This window comes from Eubacterium sp. F2 (genome assembly GCF_046244355.1).
Lineage (GTDB): Bacteria > Bacillota > Clostridia > Peptostreptococcales > Anaerovoracaceae > Aminicella.
Genome location: NZ_CP176393.1, coordinates 532,659 through 553,590 on the forward strand (window position 1 = coordinate 532,659; position 20,932 = coordinate 553,590).

Consider the following 20,932-nt stretch of genomic DNA (forward strand, 5'->3'; position numbering starts at 1 on the left):
GAGGCATGTCAATGATCATCAACTCGCCAATTGTTACAAATCTTAAAATCACTAAACTGGAGGATCTGCACAAGTTAAAACCACTTATGGAATCAACAAATTTCAAAATCAACAAGAGCCAGATTGCCCGTGAGCTTGGTGTAGACAGAAGAACGGTCGGAAAGTATATCAACGGATTCAGGAAGTCCAAACACCGCTCTTCCACAAACTGTCTGACCCCATACACGGAGATTATCCGGGAGCTTCTCTCCGATGAAAATGAGCAGCTGTTCTACTACCGGAGAGTTCTGTGGCAGTATCTGCGAGACAATCATGATTACCGTGGCTCCTACTCCAATTTCTGTTACTATCTGAATCTGATCCCGGAATTCAAAGCATATTTTGATAAACGAAGGCCGGCATCTCCGGCATTTGTCCGCTATGAAACTCCTGCCGGAAAACAGGCACAGCTGGACTGGAAAGAATCCCTTCAAGTCCTGACCACTGACCGGGGATGGGTGGAAATCAATATTTTTGTTCTGCTTCTTTCTTTTTCCCGATACCGGGTTTACCGGATGTCCATGTCAAAGACGCAGGATGTTCTGCTTGCTCTTCTGGATAATGCGTTTCAAACGTTTGGCGGTGTGCCGCAGGAAATTGTTACAGACAACATAAAAACGGTAATGGATGAACCAAGAACAAAGGGATCAAAAGGAAAAGTCAATATCCGTTTTCAGCAGTTTGCAGATGACTATGGTTTTCAGGTACAGCCCTGCATAGCTGCAACACCTAAAACAAAAGGCAAGGTGGAAGCCCCTATGAGAATTCTGGATGAGCTGAGAGCATACAACGGAAAGCTGACCTACACCGGCTTTGCACAGCTTCTGGCAAGGATTAACGACCGGGAAAACAGCAGGGTGCATCCGGGTACAGGAAGGGTTCCTCTGATGTACATGAAAAAAGAAAGAGACGCCCTTGCTCCGTTACCCAAAAATCGCATCAGACGTCCCTATCAATTGATTGATCATAAAGTCTGCGTAGATAACGCCAGCCTCTTCCGATACCGCGGAAGACAGTACTCCGTACCACCAGAATACATTGGCAGGACAGTCACCCTGCAGGTCTATGATGAAACCATTCATGTGTATTGTAACATGAAACTCATTGCCCTGCATACACTGTCAAAGGGGAAGATTAATTATCAGCGGGAACACTACGAGGAGCTTGCCCGAAAAACACACTCTTTTTCGGAAGCAAATCTCCGGCAGAGGGCCAAAGAAAATTTGAAACAATTAGGAGCAGTATATGAGTAACAGCATTTATCAGCAGACCATAAACAACCTGGAAACCCTCAGGATGCGCCAGATGGAACTTCATCTGCAGGAAGTGGCAGACCGAGTGGGGACGGACAATCTGTCCTTTACGGAAGGCCTGTGGAGACTGACTAATTACGAAGTAGACTTCAAGGAGCGCTCTGCCGCACAGAACACAATCCATGCGGCCGCATTTCCTTTTGTAAAGACTCTGGAAGATTTCGATTTCAGTTTTCAGCCTTCTGTCAGTGAAACACAGATGCAGGAATTCTGCACACTTGGATTTTTGGAGAGAGCCGAGAATATCGTATTTCTTGGTTCAAGCGGTGTCGGAAAAACGCATCTGGCCACTTCCATTGGAATTGCAGCCACACAGCATCATAACAGCACCTACTTTATCAAATGCAGCAACCTGCTTCAGCAACTAAAAAAAGCAAAACTGGAGAACCGTCTGGAGGCAAGACTGAAGCACTTCAATCGTTACAAACTGCTGATTATTGATGAAATCGGCTATCTGCCAATCGACAAGGAAGACTCGAATCTGTTTTTTCAGCTTGTTGACATGAGATACGAGAAAAAGAGTATGATTCTGACCACGAACATCAACTTCGGCGACTGGGACAGTGTGTTTTATGATGCAGTAGTCGCGGACGCAATCCTGAACCGGATTCTGCATCATGCGCATGTTGTGCCCATAACAGGAGATTCGTATCGTCTGAAAGATCTGACAGATAAGGAGGTTGAATCATCATGATGACCGGATGATTTGTACATTTTTATTCCAGAGAAAATGAGCATATTTGCTTGACAGATAACAATCCTCATTGAAAATAAAAAGGGGGATGCTGCATAACGCCCATCTGAGCATCATGCAGCATCCCCGCCATTATTATTCATCGCTGTCAGAAAATGCATCCGCGTAATTCGAAATCGTAGAAATCAGGCCGCCGGAAATAGCGTTCATGAAATCACCGGTTTCGGACAGTTTATTGATTTTCCACTTGCCATCATCCTTTGTCAGCTTGATGGAAACTGTTTTCGAGTAATTTTTCTTCTTCAGTTTCTCCAGCTTCTGGCTGAAAAGTGTCGTGGCAAGTTCATCGATCTTCTTATCGCTTGCGCCCGACATGGCCAGCGCAAATGCTTGTTCGATGTAATCACTGACGAAGTCTGAGAAAGCGGATCCAAATGCATAGGTCTTGATTTTCACCTTTACGGTCGCTTTATCACCATTGACCTTTTCACTGAGGACCTCATAATCGAAATCCAGAAGCTTCTTCTGAAGCTGCTTCTCCATCTCTTTATCCAGCGCTGATTCAGAATTATTCTTCTCCGACTTTTTCTCTGTGTCATAGATATTATCGGACAAATCAAAGCTGCCATCAGCATATACATCTTTAATCGTATCGCTGTCGCTCTCCTGCACCGCCTTCAGAAATTTCTCAGTCACCTGTGTTGGGGACTCTGTCAGGCCGCAGCCGGCCAGCATCACCGTCATAGCCAGAATTATTACAACTGCTGCGATTCTGCGTATTCGGGTTTGCAATTTATCCATTTTCATCATTCACACTCCTTTTCTCACATTGCTTTCTGATATAATATATGCTATCGCATCTATTGTGCGCATTGCAATTTATTTTTTGATCAACTGAATTAAAGACGAAAACATCAGAATATTAGGCATCGGGAATCTATTATCTCTTACCCATTCTGTCAAGACAGGTGGCTGCCAGTGGCTGTATTGATTTCTTCTGAACTCCTTTCGACTTTCTGTTTTATCTGCTATTATTCCAACGGTGGTCTCCCCCGTCGGCAGAAGATACATAAAACCAGATTGTTACATCTATTATTGTCCAGAACAACTCGGTCTTTTCTGACTCGGTTTCTATCGAGTTAAATATCTCATACAGCTATTTCGGGAAAAGATAAGCATCACAGAAACAGCAATTAAAAAAAGTCCTTACTATCTTTCATGAATTCCATTAGATTTTCGTGATGTATTCCATTTCTCTGCTGAAGGAGATAATCCGTGGTCAAAATATATTTCGGATAATTATCCATAATTTTCTCTAAAGGTCTATACTCCCGGTCTTCTGTTTCCTTACTCAGCGCAATCGTATAGGAGACCTGTACATAGGCATAGTTCATAGCATGGTTACGTATAATAAAATCACACTCCAGTTTTCCAATCCGTCCGACACTTACTGAATACCCCAGGCTCTTCGCATAGAAATATACAATATTCTCAAGTACTGGCCCGTAATTGATCCTGTTATCCGTATTTAAGGCAAAGAAAAAGCTTAGGTCTGAAATATAATATTTTTTTCCACCGGATAAAGATCTTCTGGATTTCGTATCAAATCGTTCGCATCTGTATAAAACTTTGGCATCAACAAGGGCCTGAATGTATCTGGTCAATGTCTGACGGCTTATCGTATGACCATTCTTATGTAAATCATCGTACAGATTTTTAATGCTGGTTGTCGCACCAAAGTTATTGATCAGATACTGCCGGATTGATTCAAAGCTCTCCTTGTTCCGGATTTTGATTCGCTGTCGCACATCCTTCTCAAAGATTTCTTCTACTACGCTGCGCGTATAATTTCGCTTATCCTCCAGAGAATCGATCTGAAGACTTCTGGGGAAGCCTCCTTCCAGAATGTAATGCTGAAGTTCGATCACCGGATTCGTATCCACTTCGATGTGGTAGAATTCTTTCATCTGTTCATATTCATCAAATGTCAGCGGATACATTTCGAATTCAATGTAACGACCAGTCAATTTCGTTGCGAGTTCACCACTCAGCAAATAGGAATTCGAACCTGTAATAAAGATCGAGCAGTTTCCTTCTTCTCTGAATCCATTCACTGCCTCCTCGAATCCCTTAACGTTCTGTATTTCATCAATAAATATATAATTCAGACCTTCCGGTCGAATCAACCCGCCAATCAGCTGATCCAACTGATCCGACGAGCGAATCTTCCTGTAGGACCGCTTGTCCAGATTCAAGTAAATAATATGATCCTCAGCCACACCTTTTTGGCGAAGTTCATCTGAAATTTCCTCCATAAGACAGGATTTACCGCAGCGCCGGACACCGGTAATTACTTTAATAATATCCGGACTATCATAAAAGCCCCAAATCTTACATAAATATTTTTCTCGTTTAAATAAATCCATGGCTGACCTCTCTTTTATTTCGCTACATTCATCTAAAAATATTATAGGCTTTATTCATGTACGCAGCAAGTTAACGTTGCATAATTTTTGCTTTTATCATTTTCTGTAACGTTAACTGCAATTTTTATCAATGGAGTCCGATTCTCCTCATCAATAACAGAAAAAGGACTAATGCATGCTTAATCCGGCATCTTGCCGCGCCGTAGATGAGGAGAGTCCAGCTGGTACGACACGTCGCTATCCCGGCTTGCGCTCTGCCGGCGCTTCGCCGCACTCGCTGCTTGTCAATTCCATTCTGTTATTTGTCATGTACAATGTGCAGCCAGCCAGTCGAACATCGTAGTTATTTACAAGGCCGCAGCCTGCAGCGCATCGAGCTACGCCTTTGGCTTGCTCTCTGCGGCAGGCCTGACAGGAGACCTTCCGCCGTTCATCCGGCGCGTAATTATAATGCATAATACGCTTGGATTCACGGGGATAGGTCTCCCGAGATGAGGAGTTTATAATTCGATTCTCCTCATTTCAACTAAAAAGAGACGGCTGCTTACGCAACCGTCTCTAACGTAATGGAGATGAGGAGAATCGAACTCCTGTCCGAAAACATTTCCGCCTCATTTTCTCCGGGCGCAGCTGGTGTTTTATGATTCGCCCCATCGTCCGTCCATCAGCAGACTGGCGATTTCGCTATCCCTTAGTTCCTTATCTGATCAGGGACGTTCAGATAAGTTTTCCTGCATGAGTCGATGCCATGGTTCCGGTCTGCAGGTGAGCCGGAGATGACAAGCAGGCTGAACTAGGCAGCCAGTGCTAAATTGCTATTATTATTGTTAGCGTTTAAATTTAAAGTTGCCATTTTTAACGCAGACTTGGCGACTGCGGCCCGCTTATGAAGTTTCTATACCCCCGTCGAAACCTTTACATCCCCATGATACGATGCCTGGCCGGCATCGATCGGTCTGGTTTGTTATCTCTATTATACACATAAAACAAGGCAGGTAAACCGTACAATTGATGAAACAGGCTGCGGCGGTCTGGGGGCAGTCAGCACGCTCGTTAAGCCGCCGGCAGTCTGGGTTAGAGTTCATCCAACTTCATACACAGATAACTATTATTGTATCAAAGTCACGATATTAGATATCTCTAACTACGATTATTCTACTCTATATATGTGTGTTTGTCAAATCTGGCTTTATTTCCAATTCTTTACAGCACGGTCCATTTTCCGTTCTGCATCGCGCTTTGCCATGGTGTCTCGCTTATCGTAGTTTTTCTTTCCCCGTGCAACTGCGATTTCCACTTTTGCGAGGCCTTTGTGGTTGATGTAGATTTTCAAAGGAACCAGGGTCAGGCCCTGCAGAGTGACTTTTCCGATTAGCTTGCGGATTTCTCTTTTATGAAGCAGCAGCTTTCTCGGTCTCAGGGGATCCACATTAAAGCGGTTTCCCTGTTTATACGGGCTGATGTTCATCCCGTACAGCCAGACTTCTCCGTTTTCTACGCGGGCATAGCTTTCTTTGATGCTGACTTTTCCTTCGCGGACGGACTTGATCTCCGTTCCGGTCAGCACGATTCCCGCTTCCAGTGTTTCCTCGATAAAATAGTCATGGCGCGCTTTTTTATTATTTGCGGCCAGTTTATAGCCGTCATCTTTCTTTTTCACGTTTAAACCTCCTGGCAGTCCGGGAGAGCGCATTCTTTTTCCGGGTTTCCGGCACAGGCGTTTCAATGCTCTGCGGCCTTGCCCGTTTCTTTTTGTCCCGGTTAATTCGATTTATATGGGTTCTTGATGGTGCCGATCTCGCTGAACGGGAAGAGCCGGAATACGACCTTGCCGACGATCTTGTTCTTCGCCACAGACCCGACGCTGGCGTAACGGCTGTCGATGCTGACCAGACGGTTGTCTCCCATGCAGAAATAGTGGTTTTTCGGCACGACGTAATTGGTCTTGACGGAATTCGTCTCCTTATCATGCGTATACGACTGCTTGTCTTCCTTTCCGTTGATCCAGACCTTGCCGTCCTGAATCGTGATCTTGTCGCCCGGCATGCCGATCACACGCTTGATCAGCATTTTCGGCTTTCCGTTCGCGGTTGTCAGCTTCGACTTGAAGATGATGACGTCGCCCTTCTGCGGCGTCTTACCGCCCTTATAGGCCAGGCGGTAAACGAACAGATAGTTGCCATCCTGGAAATTCGGCAGCATGGATGTCTCGCGGACCACGGTCGGCCGGATGACCTGAATGATCAGCAGCGCGATGCCCACGGCAACGGCGATTTCAATAACCCAGTATAATATTGCTTTTCCCACAGATCTCCCCTGTTTCTGATTATTTTCAGCTCTCATGATATCCCCCATTTACAATTCAACGCGTCCGAACAGATCCCTGCAGACGGCGTCCAGCTTTTTCGGCAGCGGCGCGGTCACACGCTTTCCGTTCAGATAGGCGTATTTCTCCGGCATATTCTCGAACTCCAGGCACCATGCATGCAGGAACTGCGAGCACAGACCCCAGCGTTTTTTCACCGTCCGGTTGACCTCAGGATCGCCGTATTTCGGATCTCCCGCCAGCGGATGTCCCGCGGCAGCCAGCTGAACACGAATCTGATGCGTCCTTCCGGTCTCAATTTCCACCTCCGCCAGCGTAAACCCGCCGTACTTGTCCGTCGAGTAGAGCGGCCGTACTTCCGTGTGCATGAGTTTTCCCTCATCCGCGATGCTCACCCGGTTCTTCTCTTCATCCTTTTCCATCCTGTCAGTCAGGGACAAAGGCCTCCTGAGCAAGCCAGAAACGAGCGTCAGATACCGTTTATGCACGCGGCCGCGCTCCTTGATGATCGCATTAAAAGTCTGCAGAGCCTCGTAATTCTTACAGAAAATGACCAGGCCGGACGTATTTCTGTCCAGGCGGTTCACCGGAGCTGGGGAGAAAGTTTTCTCCGTCCTCGGGTCATACTGCCCGTTCTGGATCAGATAATCCAGCACCTGGTTGGCAAGATGGTTGCGGTGCTCCTGTTTATTTCCATGCGTCAGCAGACCGGCAGGCTTCACGACAATCAGAAGGTCGTCATCTTCATATGCGGCTTTAAACTGTTTTTTCGCATGCTGAACCCTGCGCGGCTTCTGAAGCCGAGCCAGTTCATCTTCGTGAAGATACAGGGTCAGCTGATCGCCTTCCTGAAGGATATAGTCCTCTTTCCGGCGCTTTCCATTGACCTTCACGTCTTTTCTGATCATCTTATAGACCGCGCTGAGCGGTGCGGCGTCCAAGTATTTCCGAAGGAACTTGTCCAGGCGCTGCTGTTTTTCATTTTTTCCTATTTCTAATGTAACCATACTTAGTGTATTATACATCAGCACATCTGAGAAATAAAGAATGTATACTCTGAGGGTGTAAAGTATTAGTGGGGTTTTAGAAACTGAAAAAGGGATCTCCAAGTGCTAAGATAATAGTGAAACAATTACATCTATGCACTCGAAAGGAGATCCCTATGGCATCTATTATACATGAAATCGCAACGGAATTCCTGGAAAATATTCTGGAAACATTAAAACCTCACGAAGGAATGAAATGGGAAGAGACCAGCGCGAAGCTCATGAGATACTGCAAGGAAACGACCGCCAGGTTCATCCGTGCAGCTGCGGAGGGGCTCGATCAGGAACTGAGAAATGACAAAGCCGGCAGAAAACAGCTCGGATTCACGATCAAAGCCAGAGACAGGAAGCGGACGATCTACACAGAATTCGGCGCGATCGGAATCGATCGGAGCTATTACTATGACAAGAACAGCGGGAAGCATCGATTCCTTCTGGATGAGATCCTCGGCCTACCAAAGTATGAACGCGTCGACCGGGTTATAGGGAAGTGGCTGGCCGAGCATGCAGCCTACGTATCCTATGCGAAGAGTTCTGATATCGTGACGGGAGGCGAACTGAGCAGACAGACAGTGAGGAACTGCATCATGAAAGTGAATGTTCCAGAGGCCGCAGTGCCGAAGGCGAAACGAAAGGTCAGTGTGCTCCATGTTTTTGCTGATGAGGACCACGTGCATATGCAGAAAGCAGGCAAGAAGCCGGGAAAGCGGAGCAGGATTGTTCCGCTGGTGACCGTAACAGAAGGAATACGACCGATCGGTACCCATCGGAATGCGACTGTAGAGCCTGTGAGCTTTGTCGATGAGAATTTCAATACCAGACGTTTGTGGAAGACCGTAGAAGGGTTCATCGAAAAGAAATATGACATGGATGTGCTGGAGAAGATCGTGCTTCACGGAGACGGCGGAAACTGGATCAGGAACGGACTGGACGATTTTGGCAATGTTGTTCACGTTATGGATGGGTTTCATTTCCAGAAGGCCCTGCGGTCACTGGCAGGCAGTTTTCCAAAGAGAAGAGTGAAAACGGTGATCATGGACGCCGTGCAAAAAAATGATCGAAGCAGAGCCGATCGATGCATACAGGAACTGCTGGATGACGCGAAGGAAGACAAGAGGCTGACAGAAAAAGTCAACCGATTCGGCGTCTATCTGAACGGAAACTGGAAGCCAATCGTGAACCGGTTCAAGAAAGATATGCCGGGAAGCTGCACAGAAGGACTGGTCAGTCATATTCTGTCGAAACGGTTTAGCCGTGAGCCGCAGGGATGGAGCGATGAAGGGCTTGGGAGGCTGAGCGATATCAGAGTGTACCTGATCAATGGCGGCGAACTGAAAGCAGAGGATTTGCATAAGGAGAAAGCTGAGAACGTTCTTCGGGAGAAATACGCTGAATATGCGGATCATGTCATTCAACAGGCGAAAGAGGAATTGCATGACTGGAGTATTTTTGAAGGAGAGCCTTTTGTCATGGATGGAGCTTCCGGAACCCAGATGCTGATCAAGAGCTGTGGAGTGGCAAGAGACCTGCTAAGCTGATTGAGCGTGAGCCTGTAACGCAGCCTATGCATGGACTTCTGAGCGCCTCGCTGCCAGACGATCGACGGCCCGGAGAGGGCCGGCGGAGTCGGAAGCGTGAGCATGCGCGAAGGGAGCCGGGAGGCGTTCCAGGCATAGGCTGCGTACAGCTCGCAGAAAAAGCTTGGAGATCTGTCAACAAAAACTCCCACTACCTCTTGACACCATCGTATACTCTTGCTCGTTTGTCCTTTGTCCCTGAATATGCTAAAATACAGGGATAGCAGCGAAAGGAGGCTCATTCATGAAGCAGAAACAGTCCGCTTCTCACTCAAAATTCAGGGATTTCCTGTATAACACCAGCGACGTGTGGGTTACCGCAGTGATTCTGATTGCTGCGCTGATCATCATCGGCTGGCGCGTCAATGTGATTATGGCCTACCCGAAACACATGACTTCCGGCAATGTGAAAACCACGGCAGAGGTGAAGAAGGACGCACAGAAAAAGCAGTCGGCGTCTTCTGTACCGGACAGCAAATCGTCGGAAGCAAAATCTTCTGATACAGAAAGCAGCGATTCCTCTTCCGCGGTGAAGGCGGAATATAAGGATGGGCGGCTCGTGAAGACCATTACCATCAAGCTTGAAACCGGTTCGCTCACCTATGCCATGAGGCAGCTGAAATCCTACGGGCTTTACGACAGCGCCCATGAATACAGGCTCTGCTGCCGGCAGCAGGGCAGAAAACCCGCAGATATCAAGGCTGGTACGCATACCTTCAAGAAGGGCTGGACAAAAGCGAAAATAGCAAGAGCGCTGACCTACTAGGGCGCAGAATAAAATGGCAAATTGGCGGAAACTGGTTAACGTTTCCGCTTTTCTATTATATAATAATGAAGTAACGTTAGAACTTTTGGTCAATAATCACATCTTAAAATACAGGAGGAGATAGATATGGCTCTTATCAGCAGCACAGAACTGTTTAAGAAAGCTCTGAACAGCGACTACGCCATCGGTGCATTCAACGTAAACAACATGGAGATTGTTCAGGGTATCGCGGATGCCGCAAAAGCTGAAAATGCTCCGGTTATCCTTCAGGTTTCTGCAGGCGCACGTAAATACGCAAAGCCGGCATACCTGCGGAAGCTCGTTGAAGCCGCAATTGAAGACACGGGAATCGACGCCGTTCTTCACCTGGACCACGGCGCAGATTTCGAGATCTGCAAGGACTGTGTCGATGACGGATTCACTTCCGTTATGTACGACGGCTCCAAGCATCCGTTCGAGGAGAACATCAAGGTCACAAAACAGGTTGTAGAGTATGCGCATGACCACGGTGTTGTCGTAGAGGCTGAGCTCGGAAAGCTGGCCGGCGTAGAGGATGCGGTTCATGTTGCAGAGAGAGAAGCAACATTCACTGATCCGGAAGAGGCAAAGGAATTCGTAGAGCGCACAGGTGTTGACTCTCTGGCTGTTGCCATCGGAACAAGCCACGGCGCATACAAGTTCAAGGGAACTCCGTATCTGGACTTTGAGCGTCTGCAGAAGATTCATGAGCTGATTCCGAATACTCCGCTGGTTCTGCACGGTGCATCTTCTGTACCACAGGAATTCGTAAAAGAGTGCAATAAGTACGGCGGACAGGTTCCTGGCGCACAGGGTGTTCCGGAGGACATGATTGAAGAGGCATGCAAGCACGGTGTCTGCAAGGTTAACGTCGATACAGACCTGCGTCTGGCAATGACGGCTTCCATCCGCAAGGTTATGGTTGAGCAGCCGGATGTCTTCGATCCTCGTAAATACATGGGACCGGGCAGAGATGCCATCACAGCCATGGTACAGCATAAGATCAGAGACGTCCTGCACACATCCGGAAAATAATCCTTTCTGCTGACAGAAAGGAAAAGAAAACATCAGTTTTTCACCTGAATGTTTGAAGACGATGAAAAAGAGCTTCGCACCGGCAGTTTCAATGCTGATGCGAAGCTCTTTTTCATATTTCATGCTTTTGATTTTGTTACTGGCCTGCCGGCAGATGTCTGATTTCTGTCCGGTCTGCCGGCATGTCCCCGTCACATTCTTCTACCATCTGCCGTGCCGGCAGACTGGCATGAGACCAGGTGACCCGGACTATTTATGCTCCTGCTTCATCTCTCTGTTTTTGTGGATGAGTTCCTGCTTGGTGTTATACAGTCCTTCAGAGAGGTCTACGAAGTAGCGCTGCGGGTTCTCGAAACGCAGGGTCTCTTCCCACAGGGTGTCAATCTGCTCCTTGCAGAATTTCTGCACTTCCTGAATCGGCGGGCAGTCGTATACGCGTCTGCCGTGGTCGAACAGCTGCACGCGGATGTCTTTTGCCACGTAGTCATTCAGTGTCTTCTTTTTCCAGTTGACGCATGGGTCGAAAATCACGTATCCGTCGTCTTTCGGTGCCGGCTCGTCCTTCAGCATAATCAGGTCGGCCTCCGCCTTTCCGGTTTCCTTACTGTATATACGATACAGCTTCTTGGCAGCCGGATTGCTGATCTTTCCGACATTCTCGGAGATCTTAATCTTAGGAATGATCTTTCCGTTTTCTTCAACGGCAGACAGTTTATATACACCGCCGAATACCGGCTCGGATTTAGCCGTGATCATGCGCTCGCCGACGCCGAAGGAATCGATCTGGGCACCTTCCATGATCACGTCGCGGATCAGATACTCGTCCAGTGAGTTGCTGACGGTGATCTTGCAGTCCTGCAGGCCGGCCTCGTCCAGTCTCTTGCGCACCTGTTTGGTCAGATATGCAATATCGCCGCTGTCGATGCGGACACCCATGCTCTCCGGCTTCTGCTCCTTGAATACACGGATGGCGTTTGGCAGTCCGGATTTCAGGACGTCGTAGGTATCAATCAGAAGGATGCAGTTATCCGGATACATTTTTGCGTATGCGGTAAATGCTTCATATTCACTCGGGAAAAGCTGTACCCAGCTGTGCGCCATGGTTCCCAGTGCCGGGATGCCAAATTCACGGTCTGTAATGGTGCATGCCGTTCCTGCGCAGCCGCCGATATAGGCAGCGCGGGCGCCCATGATGGCCGCCGCGGTTCCATGTGCTCTTCTGGATCCGAATTCCATGACGGATCTGCCCTGAGCCGCGCGGACAATTCTGCTGGCCTTGGTGGCGATCAGACTCTGGTGATTGATCGTCAGAAGAATCATCGTCTCCATCAGCTGAGCCTGAATCACCGGTCCTCTTACCGTGACGATCGGCTCCTGCGGGAAGATCGGAACACCTTCCGGAACAGCCCAGACGTCACACTCAAATTTAAAGTTTTTCAGATACTCCAGGAACCCTTCGCTGAACATGTGCTTGCTGCGCAGGTATTCGATATCCTCATCGGAGAAATGCAGATTCTCCATGTAATCCACGATCTGTTCTACACCGGCCATGATGGCGTATCCGCCGCGGTCCGGAATATGACGAAAGAACATGTCAAACCATGCAATTTCATCTTTACGGCCCGCCTCAAAATATCCGTTCCCCATCGTCAGCTCGTAAAAGTCGGTGAGCATGGTCATATTATCGTTCAGTGCCATTTTTATATACCTCCACTGTATGTTTACGCGCCGGCAGGCATTTCTGCACATGATTAAGCCCCGACCTGCCTGCAGAAGTCTGCATCCGCACGCGCGGAAATCCCGTCATCGTCCTGCCTGACAGACGGTTTTTCCTTCTCCGTTTTACTACACGCATGCTCACTCTTTTAAGGCAGATATCCGCTGAGCAAACCTATAATATATAGTATTTAATATCTCATTCATATTATAACAAAAATGAAAGGATAGACGAGCAGAATAATAAAAACATCCCCAAAAGAAACATTTTCTTTCCGTCTGTCTTTCTCGCGGCACAAAGTATACAGGATACTGCCGTGTGCCGGCACAGATGCATACACAGCCGTCATCCATCTTCCTGTGCCGCGCGCCGCAGATATTCTGCCTTCAGCGATAAAACGGTGATTTCCGGATTTCCCATTTCTTCCTGAAGTTCACTATTTCTGTGCCAGCATCTTCTTCAGGAACTGTCCCGTATAGGATTCTTTACACTCCGCAACGGTTTCCGGTGTTCCGGTTACGACGATGTTCCCGCCCCGGTCTCCGCCTTCTGGTCCCAGGTCAATGATCCAGTCTGCCTGCTTGATGACATCCAGATTATGCTCAATCACAACGACTGTATTTCCGCCGTCCGTCAGTTTCTGCAGGACCTGCAGCAGCTTGTCGACATCGGCAAAATGAAGACCCGTGGTCGGCTCATCCAGAATGTACAGCGTCCTTCCCGTACTTCTCTTTGAGAGCTCCGTCGCCAGCTTGATTCTCTGGGCCTCTCCTCCGGAGAGCTCGGTAGAAGGCTGTCCCAGTTTGACATAGTCCAGGCCGACCTGATGCAGGGTCTCCAGCTTGCGGTGAATAGACGGCAGGTTCTGGAAGAAGTCCAGAGCCTCCGCAACACTCATATTCAGCACATCATAGATGCTCTTCCCTTTATATTTCACTTCCAGAGTTTCCCTGTTATATCTCTTCCCATGGCAGACCTCACAAGGTACGTAAACATCAGACAGAAAATGCATCTCAATCTTGATGATTCCATCGCCCTTGCAGGCCTCACAGCGGCCGCCTTTTACATTAAAGCTGAAACGGCCCTTGTCAAAACCGCGCATCTTGGCTTCCGGCAGGCTCGCAAACAGGTCACGGATGCTGGTAAACATGCCCGTGTAGGTTGCCGGATTAGAACGCGGCGTCCTTCCGATCGGCGACTGGTCAATATTGATAACCTTGTCGATATTTTCCAGGCCGAGAATTTCCTTATGCTTTCCCGGAACATCCTCACTCCGGTTGATGATATGGGAAGCTCCTTTGCAGAGGACTTCGTTCACCAGACTGGATTTCCCCGATCCGGACACACCGGTCACCACGATGAATTTACCCAGCGGAAACTCCACATCGATATTCTTCAGATTGTGTTCTTCTGCGCCTTTTACGATGATGGATTTTCCATTTCCTTCCCGGCGCACGGAAGGAACAGCAATCTTCCTCTTCCCGCTGAGGTACTGACCGGTAATGGACTCCGGGCAGGCCTTGATATCCTCCACCGTTCCCTGGGCGACGAGCTTTCCGCCGTAGATTCCCGCTCCCGGTCCGATATCCACGATGTGATCCGCCGCATACATGGTGTCCTCATCATGCTCGACAACGATCAGGGTATTTCCCAGATCCGTCAGATGGCGCAGGGTCTTCAGCAGCTTGTCATTATCTCTCTGATGAAGACCGATGCTCGGCTCATCCAGAATATACAGCACGCCCTGCAGTCCGGACCCGATCTGCGTAGCCAGACGGATACGCTGCGCTTCTCCGCCGGACAGCGTCGCGGCCGCACGGGAGAGAGTCAGATAATCCAGCCCCACATCCACCAGAAATTTCAAGCGGGCCCGGATCTCATGCAGAATCTGCTTTCCGATCATCTGATCCTTCTCACTCAGCTTAAGATTCTCCATGAATTTCAGGGAATCACGGACCGACATATCCGATACTTCCGCGATATTCTTTCCTCCAACAGTAACAGCAAGCACTTCCGGTTTCAGTCGCTTCCCCTTACAGTCCGGGCACTCCTTTACAACCATAAAGGGCTCCATGCGCGCACGCATGTTATCCGTCGCGTATTCTCTGTACCGCCGCTCCACATTGGTCAGCAGTCCCTCAAACGGATGGTCGAAGTTAACTTCCTTCCCTCTTCTGGTCACATGGGTGTATTTCAGATGCCGGTTTCCCGTTCCATACAGCAGTTCCTTTTTAAACTTCTGCGGCAGATCCTTATACGGCGTATGCAGATCCACCTGATGCTCCTGCGCCAGAATGTCGACAACTTCCCGGTAAAATCCCGAGAATTCCATCGACGCATAGATCCGGTTCAGCGCTCCGTCCGCGATGCTCTTTTCCGTGTAAATCATCTTGTCCGGATCGACTTTTTCCGTAAAACCCAGTCCGTTACAAGTCGGGCAGGCACCAAAGGGACTGTTGAAGGAGAACATTCTCGGCTCCAGTTCCTCAATGCTGGCACCGTGTTCCGGGCAGGCCAGTTTGCTGGAAAAGGTCTGCTCCTTTTCAAAATCCCCGTCCTCGAAATAGACGACGGCAAGGCCCTCACCCTCGTGCATGGCCAGTTCCACCGCCTCAGAAATTCTTCCTTCCTGACCCGGCTTTACAATAATTCTGTCCACCACGATTTCAATCGTGTGGCGCTTCTGCTTCTCCAGATGAATTTCATCCTCGTCCAGCAGCAGAATCTGTCCGTCCACGCGGACCCTGGTGAATCCTTCTTTTCTGATCCGTTCCAGAATCTTCACATGCTCGCCCTTGCGGCCTCTGACCACCGGCGCCATGATCATCAGGCGCGTCCTCTCCGGATATCCCATAATGATATCCACGATCTGGTCCACACTCTGGCTGCTGATCTCTCTTCCGCAGACCGGACAGTGCGGAACACCGATTCTCGCGTACAGAAGACGCAGATAATCATTGATTTCCGTCACCGTTCCCACCGTGGAACGCGGATTCCGGCTCGTGGTCTTCTGGTCAATGGAAATCGCCGGAGACAGTCCCTCAATCGACTCCACATCCGGCTTGTCCATCTGCCCCAGAAACTGCCGCGCATAAGACGACAGACTTTCAATATATCTTCTCTGCCCCTCCGCATAGATCGTGTCGAAGGCCAGCGAGGATTTTCCCGATCCCGACAGTCCCGTCAGAACCACGAACTTATCCCTTGGGATCCGCACGCTCAGATGCTTCAGGTTGTTTACATTTGCATTCTTTATGATGATTTCATTCGGCATGTGCCGCACCCCTTCTTTTCCAACTTCAGCGTTACCGACATTGTACCATCACGAACATACGTTTTCAAGCCCGTTCTTTCTGTTCGCAGACAAAAATCACCCCGGCAGCCGGCCATCGCAAGGAGACACCAGGCAGCCCCCTTCCGGGGATCCCGGCAGCTATTCTCCCTGCGCCCTCAGTTTCAGGGCATACACGTCTTCTCTCCGCGCAGAAAGGAGCGGCAGCTGCTCCCGCACACGTTCTGTTTCTGTGATATCAATGTCCAGCACTCTGCTTTCCGGAACTTCATCCATTTCGCTGATAATGTCTCCCCAGGGAGAAACCACCAGACTGTGTCCCCAGGCGTGATAAGATGCGTCCGGGTTCAGAGACGGAGAAGTCCCGATGGTCCAGCACTGATTGTCGATGGCGCGGCTTCTGAACATCACATCCCAGTGAGCCGGCCCTGTCGTCTGATTAAAGGCCGCCGGCACCAGAATCAATCTGGCCCCCTGCAGCACCATCAGCCGGGCAAGCTCCGGAAAACGAAAATCAAAGCAGACGCAGATGCCCGCCCTTCCGAATTCCGTATCGAACACGGTGACCTCGTTTCCAGCCGAAAGGGTGTCCGACTCCCGGAATGTCTGTCCGCCTTCAACCTGAATGTCAAACAGATGCATCTTTCTGTGCCGCGCGATCTGCCGGCCTTTGCGGTCAAAAACAAATGCCGTGTTGTAGACCTTTCCCTCTTCATCCACTTCCGGAATCGTACCCGGTGACAAGTACACCCCGTATCTTTCTGCCATTCCGGACAGTCTCTTCCACGCCGGGCCTCCGGCAGGCTCTGCGTATTTCGGGAAATTCCCGGTTTCATACGGACAGTTGAACATTTCTCCCGCCGCAATCAGGTCCGGTTTTCCTTCCTCATGGTCTTCACAGACACGTTCAATTTCCGCTTCCAGCTGGTCGAGATTCTTTTCTTTTTCTTCAAATACCGGAAGCTGAAGCTGTGCAATTTTCATCACTCTCTTGTCCTTTCCTTTTGCCGCACTGCATTACATATGGGAGCGGTACTCGAACATGATGTCTCTGAGTTCTGCGGCCCGCTCGAACTGAAGGTCCGCGGCGGCCTGCTGCATCTCTTTCTGCAGGTCCTTTACGTAGTCTTTCAGTTCCTTCTTCGTCATTTCCTCCGGCTTCTTCTTGCGGTCCGATTCATCCGGCGCCTTGGTCGCCTCGATGACATCACGGATCCCCTTCGATACGCTCTTCGGCGTAATGTGATGTTCCTTGTTATATGCGCTCTGGATTTCCCGGCGCCGCTTCGTTTCGTCGATGGCGGTCTTCATGGCCGGGCTGATGGAGTCGGCGTACATGATGACGCGGCCGTGCACGTTTCTGGCCGCGCGTCCGATGGTCTGGATCAGGGAAGTTTCTGTACGCAGGAAGCCCTCTTTATCGGCGTCCAGAATGGCCACCAGGGATACTTCCGGTACGTCCAGTCCCTCTCGCAGAAGGTTGATGCCCACCAGCACATCGAATTCGCCGAGCCGCAGATCTCTGATGATCCGCATACGCTCCAGCGCGTCGATGTCGGAATGCAGGTACTTGGCCTTAATCCCGGCGTTTTTCAGGTAATCGGTAAGGTCTTCCGCCATTTTTTTGGTCAGGGTCGTGATGAAGGCGCGCTCTCCGGCTTGAATCGTCTTATTGATTTCTCCGATCAGATCGTCGATCTGCCCTTCCGTCTTATGCACTTCAATCGGCGGATCCAGAAGTCCTGTCGGACGGATGATCTGCTCGGCGCTGATGCCGTGGGATTTCTCACGCTCATACTGTGCAGGAGTTGCGCTGACGAACATAATCTGATTCACCATGCTCTCAAACTCCTCAAATTTCAGCGGACGGTTGTCCAGCGCAGAAGGAAGGCGGAATCCGTAATCTACCAGAGACTTTTTTCTGGAGAGGTTTCCGTTGTACATGGCATGAAGCTGCGGCAGCATGACGTGGGACTCATCCGTGATAATCAGATAGTCATCCGGGAAGTAGTCCAGCAGGGTATAAGGTTTTTCACCCGGCTGAAGTCCGGTCAGGTGGCGGGTATAATTCTCAATTCCTTTGCAGGTGCCGATTTCCCGCATCATTTCCATGTCGTAGCGGGTACGCTGCTCGATGCGCTGTGCTTCCAGCAGTTTTCCCTGGCTCTTGAAAAACTTCACCTGATCTTCCAGTTCCTCTTCAATCCCTTTCAGCGCTTTTTCCATGTGCTCCGGCGAAGTAATATAGTGGGTTGCCGGGTAGACGGCGATGTGGTTCCGCAGACCCAGGATTTCTCCGGTCAGCGGGTTCATCTCCTTGATGGTGTCGACTTCGTCCCCGAACATTTCCACACGGAAGGCGATATCCGAGCCCTTTGGGTAGATATCGATGGTATCGCCTCTCACGCGGAAAGTTCCGCGTTCAAAGGCAAGGTCGTTTCTGGTGTACTGGATGTCCACGAGCCGGCGCAGGATGTCCTCTCTGGACTTCTCCATGCCCGGACGCAGAGACAGCACCTGGGTGGAATAGTCGATCGGGCTTCCTAATCCGTAGATGCAGGATACAGAGGCCACGATGATGACGTCCCGGCGTTCAAACAGCGCCGCCGTGGCACTGTGCCGCAGCTTGTTGATTTCATCATTGATATCCGAATCTTTTTCAATATAGGTATCGGTCGACGGCACATAAGCTTCCGGCTGGTAATAGTCGTAAAAAGAAATGAAGTATTCTACGGCGTTTTCCGGAAAATACTCCTTCATCTCTCCCTGCAGCTGGGCCGCCAGCGTCTTATTATGCGAAATGATCAGCGTCGGTTTCTGCAGCTGGGCAATGACATTCGCCATGGTAAAGGTTTTTCCGGAACCGGTGACACCCAGCAGGGTCTGCGCCTTTTTCCCTTCCTTAAAGCCCTTTACCAGCTTCTCAATGGCCTGCGGCTGGTCTCCCGTCGGCTTGTATTTTGAATGCAGTTTAAATTCTGGCATGCAGTTCCCTTCTTCCTGTGCTCTATGCTTCCGGAATCTTGCAGACTTCCACCCAGTCCAGGGCCTTGGAATACTGATACAGCTCGTCCGGTGTCAATTCAATGGCGCTGTTCCCGCTTCCCGCTGCCGGGAAAACCGTCGGGAAACGCTTTACCGAGTCATCCACATAAACTTTCACCAGCGGATTATCAATGGCAAAACCACAGACTCCTCCGACGGCATGTCCGGTAATTCTCAGCGCATCCTCCGCCGCCAGCATGGACGGTTTGAATCCGAATGTCCTCTTGAACTTTCCATTATTTACCCGGGCATCTCCGGCCATCTGCACCAGAATGCAGCCGTCCTCGTTTTCCGGATCCTTGAAAGTCAGCGTCTTGCAGATCCGCGCGCCTTCCACGCCCACTGCCTCCGCAGCCAGATCAACCGTTGCGCTGGACACGTCGAACTCAAGAATCTTATCGTCCATACCAAACTGCTTGAAATATTGTTTAACCTTCTCGACAGACATAGTGATCTCCTTGATGATTTATTTTTGACCAGTGGGACAGGTGAACTTCTGTAGATTCTGTCAATTTAACAGACAGGAAGTCCCCTGTAATACACCTAACTTCTTTTATTCCCTTCTGCGCAGATATTAAAACGGCAGACCCAGCTCTTCGATATAAGCCGCGGTCTGCCGCCTGATCTCTTTCCTTTAAATCGTTGTCCGCCCTTCCATGGCCTTCAGGAGGGTCACCTCATCTGCGTACTCCAGATCGCCGCCGACCGGCAGTCCGTGCGCGATTCTGGTCACCTTGATCCCGGATGGTTTCAGCAGGCGCGCAATGTACATCGCCGTTGCCTCGCCCTCAATGTTCGGGTTGGTTGCGAGAATGACTTCCTTGATTTCCGGATGTTTCTGCAGACGGACGATCAGAGACTTCAGATTGATATCCTCCGGTCCGATTCCGTCCATCGGGGAAATAACCCCGTTCAGCACATGATAGCGTCCGTGATACTCCTTGATTCTCTCCATGGCCAGGACATCCTGCGGCGTCTCCACCACGCAGAGCACGTCCGGATTCCGGCTCGGGTCCGTGCAGATGTCGCAGGGATCGCGGTCCGTCAGATTTCCGCACTCCGAGCAGTAATGCATCGTTTTCTTGGCTTCGATGATGGCATCCGCCAGTCCTTCCGCTTCCTTGTCGCTGATGGACAAAATATGAAAGGCAAGGCGCTGAGCGCTTTTATTTCCAATCCCCGGGAGTTTGGACAGTTCTCCGATCAGTCTTCCCAGTGGTTTCGGATACTGCATGGCTCCGCCTTCTTTACAGTCCCGGAATGTTCAGTCCGCCGGTCAGGCTGTTATATGCATTATTGCTCAGCTCATCAACCTGGCGCATTCCTTCATTTACTGCGGCAATGACCAGATCCTGCAGAGTTTCCACGTCATCCGGGTCTACAACGTCCGGATCGATGGTCAGGCTGACGATTTCTTTCTTTCCGTTAACCGTTGCCTTTACCACACCGCCGCCTGCAGAGGTGCTGATCTCTTTTTCTTCAATTTCTTCCTGCATGGACTCCATCTGCTTCTGCATTTCCTGCAGCTGCTGGAGCTGTGCCTGCTGTGCCTTCTTTCCGCCGCCCGGTTTTCTGGCGCGTCCTGCTCTCATTCCTCTTCCCATTCTATTTCCTCCGTTCTATCGGCCGGCAGCTCTG

Annotated in this window: 17 protein-coding genes and 1 other RNA gene; 5 read left to right on the forward strand and 13 right to left on the reverse strand. The window is 49.8% G+C overall.

What is annotated here, in order from left to right; genetic code table 11:
- Positions 1-11: 11 nt before the first annotated feature.
- Positions 12-1,292 (forward strand): IS21 family transposase, encoded by a 1,281-nt coding sequence (gene istA / locus ACI77B_RS02090; RefSeq protein ID WP_409337154.1) that lies wholly within the window; start codon positions 12-14, stop codon positions 1,290-1,292.
- On the forward strand, positions 1,285-2,046 hold the full coding sequence (gene istB, locus ACI77B_RS02095; protein WP_409337155.1) for an IS21-like element helper ATPase IstB: 762 nt from the start codon (positions 1,285-1,287) through the stop codon (positions 2,044-2,046). The genes istA and istB overlap by 8 nt, the downstream gene beginning before the upstream one ends.
- Positions 2,047-2,181: 135 nt before the next feature.
- On the opposite strand, the gene ACI77B_RS02100 is transcribed toward istB, so the two are convergent.
- From ACI77B_RS02100 to ACI77B_RS02125, 6 genes are all read right to left on the reverse strand, one after another.
- Entirely contained in the window at positions 2,182-2,847 is a 666-nt protein-coding gene (locus ACI77B_RS02100; RefSeq protein WP_409337156.1) for a hypothetical protein, read from the reverse strand.
- A 392-nt stretch (positions 2,848-3,239) separates the two neighbouring features.
- Positions 3,240-4,472, reverse strand: a complete 1,233-nt coding sequence (locus ACI77B_RS02105; protein WP_409337157.1) for an ATP-binding protein — start codon at positions 4,470-4,472, stop codon at positions 3,240-3,242.
- 564 nt (positions 4,473-5,036) lie between these two features.
- Positions 5,037-5,397: a transfer-messenger RNA gene (ssrA, locus tag ACI77B_RS02110) on the reverse strand.
- 264 nt (positions 5,398-5,661) lie between these two features.
- Entirely contained in the window at positions 5,662-6,132 is a 471-nt protein-coding gene (gene smpB, locus ACI77B_RS02115) for an SsrA-binding protein SmpB (RefSeq protein ID WP_409337158.1), read from the reverse strand.
- Positions 6,133-6,233: 101 nt separating this feature from the next.
- On the reverse strand, positions 6,234-6,779 hold the full coding sequence (gene lepB / locus ACI77B_RS02120) for a signal peptidase I (RefSeq protein WP_409337159.1): 546 nt from the start codon (positions 6,777-6,779) through the stop codon (positions 6,234-6,236).
- A 48-nt stretch (positions 6,780-6,827) separates the two neighbouring features.
- Positions 6,828-7,805: an RluA family pseudouridine synthase gene (locus ACI77B_RS02125; protein WP_409337160.1), complete on the reverse strand. Its 978-nt coding sequence runs from the start codon at positions 7,803-7,805 to the stop codon at positions 6,828-6,830.
- A 155-nt stretch (positions 7,806-7,960) separates the two neighbouring features.
- On the opposite strand from ACI77B_RS02125, the gene ACI77B_RS02130 reads away from it, so the two are divergent.
- The 3 genes from ACI77B_RS02130 to fba all read left to right on the forward strand — a co-directional run bounded on the left by ACI77B_RS02130 (position 7,961) and on the right by fba (position 11,240).
- Positions 7,961-9,382, forward strand: coding sequence for an ISLre2 family transposase (locus ACI77B_RS02130; RefSeq protein ID WP_409336044.1), 1,422 nt, complete (start codon positions 7,961-7,963; stop codon positions 9,380-9,382).
- Positions 9,383-9,665: 283 nt separating this feature from the next.
- Positions 9,666-10,187 carry a hypothetical protein gene (locus ACI77B_RS02135; RefSeq protein ID WP_409337161.1) on the forward strand — a complete coding sequence of 174 codons (522 nt, stop codon included), beginning with the start codon at positions 9,666-9,668 and terminating at the stop codon, positions 10,185-10,187.
- Positions 10,188-10,313: 126 nt separating this feature from the next.
- Positions 10,314-11,240: a class II fructose-1,6-bisphosphate aldolase gene (fba, locus tag ACI77B_RS02140; protein ID WP_409337162.1), complete on the forward strand. Its 927-nt coding sequence runs from the start codon at positions 10,314-10,316 to the stop codon at positions 11,238-11,240.
- A gap of 249 nt (positions 11,241-11,489) precedes the next feature.
- Here fba and ACI77B_RS02145 read toward each other — a convergent pair whose 3' ends face one another.
- The 7 genes from ACI77B_RS02145 to ACI77B_RS02175 form a co-directional block, all read right to left on the reverse strand.
- Positions 11,490-12,938, reverse strand: a complete 1,449-nt coding sequence (locus ACI77B_RS02145; protein ID WP_409337163.1) for a nicotinate phosphoribosyltransferase — start codon at positions 12,936-12,938, stop codon at positions 11,490-11,492.
- Positions 12,939-13,393: 455 nt separating this feature from the next.
- Positions 13,394-16,231 carry an excinuclease ABC subunit UvrA gene (uvrA, locus tag ACI77B_RS02150; protein ID WP_409337164.1) on the reverse strand — a complete coding sequence of 946 codons (2,838 nt, stop codon included), beginning with the start codon at positions 16,229-16,231 and terminating at the stop codon, positions 13,394-13,396.
- Positions 16,232-16,390: 159 nt separating this feature from the next.
- Positions 16,391-17,233 carry a carbon-nitrogen hydrolase family protein gene (locus ACI77B_RS02155; RefSeq protein ID WP_409337165.1) on the reverse strand — a complete coding sequence of 281 codons (843 nt, stop codon included), beginning with the start codon at positions 17,231-17,233 and terminating at the stop codon, positions 16,391-16,393.
- A 33-nt stretch (positions 17,234-17,266) separates the two neighbouring features.
- The gene (gene uvrB / locus ACI77B_RS02160; RefSeq protein ID WP_409337166.1) at positions 17,267-19,234 is read right to left on the reverse strand and encodes an excinuclease ABC subunit UvrB; all 1,968 of its coding nucleotides are present in this window, start codon (positions 19,232-19,234) and stop codon (positions 17,267-17,269) included.
- 22 nt (positions 19,235-19,256) lie between these two features.
- The gene (locus ACI77B_RS02165) at positions 19,257-19,742 is read right to left on the reverse strand and encodes a YbaK/EbsC family protein (protein WP_409337167.1); all 486 of its coding nucleotides are present in this window, start codon (positions 19,740-19,742) and stop codon (positions 19,257-19,259) included.
- 186 nt (positions 19,743-19,928) lie between these two features.
- Positions 19,929-20,528 (reverse strand): recombination mediator RecR, encoded by a 600-nt coding sequence (gene recR / locus ACI77B_RS02170; protein WP_409337168.1) that lies wholly within the window; start codon positions 20,526-20,528, stop codon positions 19,929-19,931.
- 13 nt (positions 20,529-20,541) lie between these two features.
- Positions 20,542-20,898: a YbaB/EbfC family nucleoid-associated protein gene (locus ACI77B_RS02175; RefSeq protein ID WP_409337169.1), complete on the reverse strand. Its 357-nt coding sequence runs from the start codon at positions 20,896-20,898 to the stop codon at positions 20,542-20,544.
- Between the last annotated feature and the right edge of the window lie 34 nt (positions 20,899-20,932).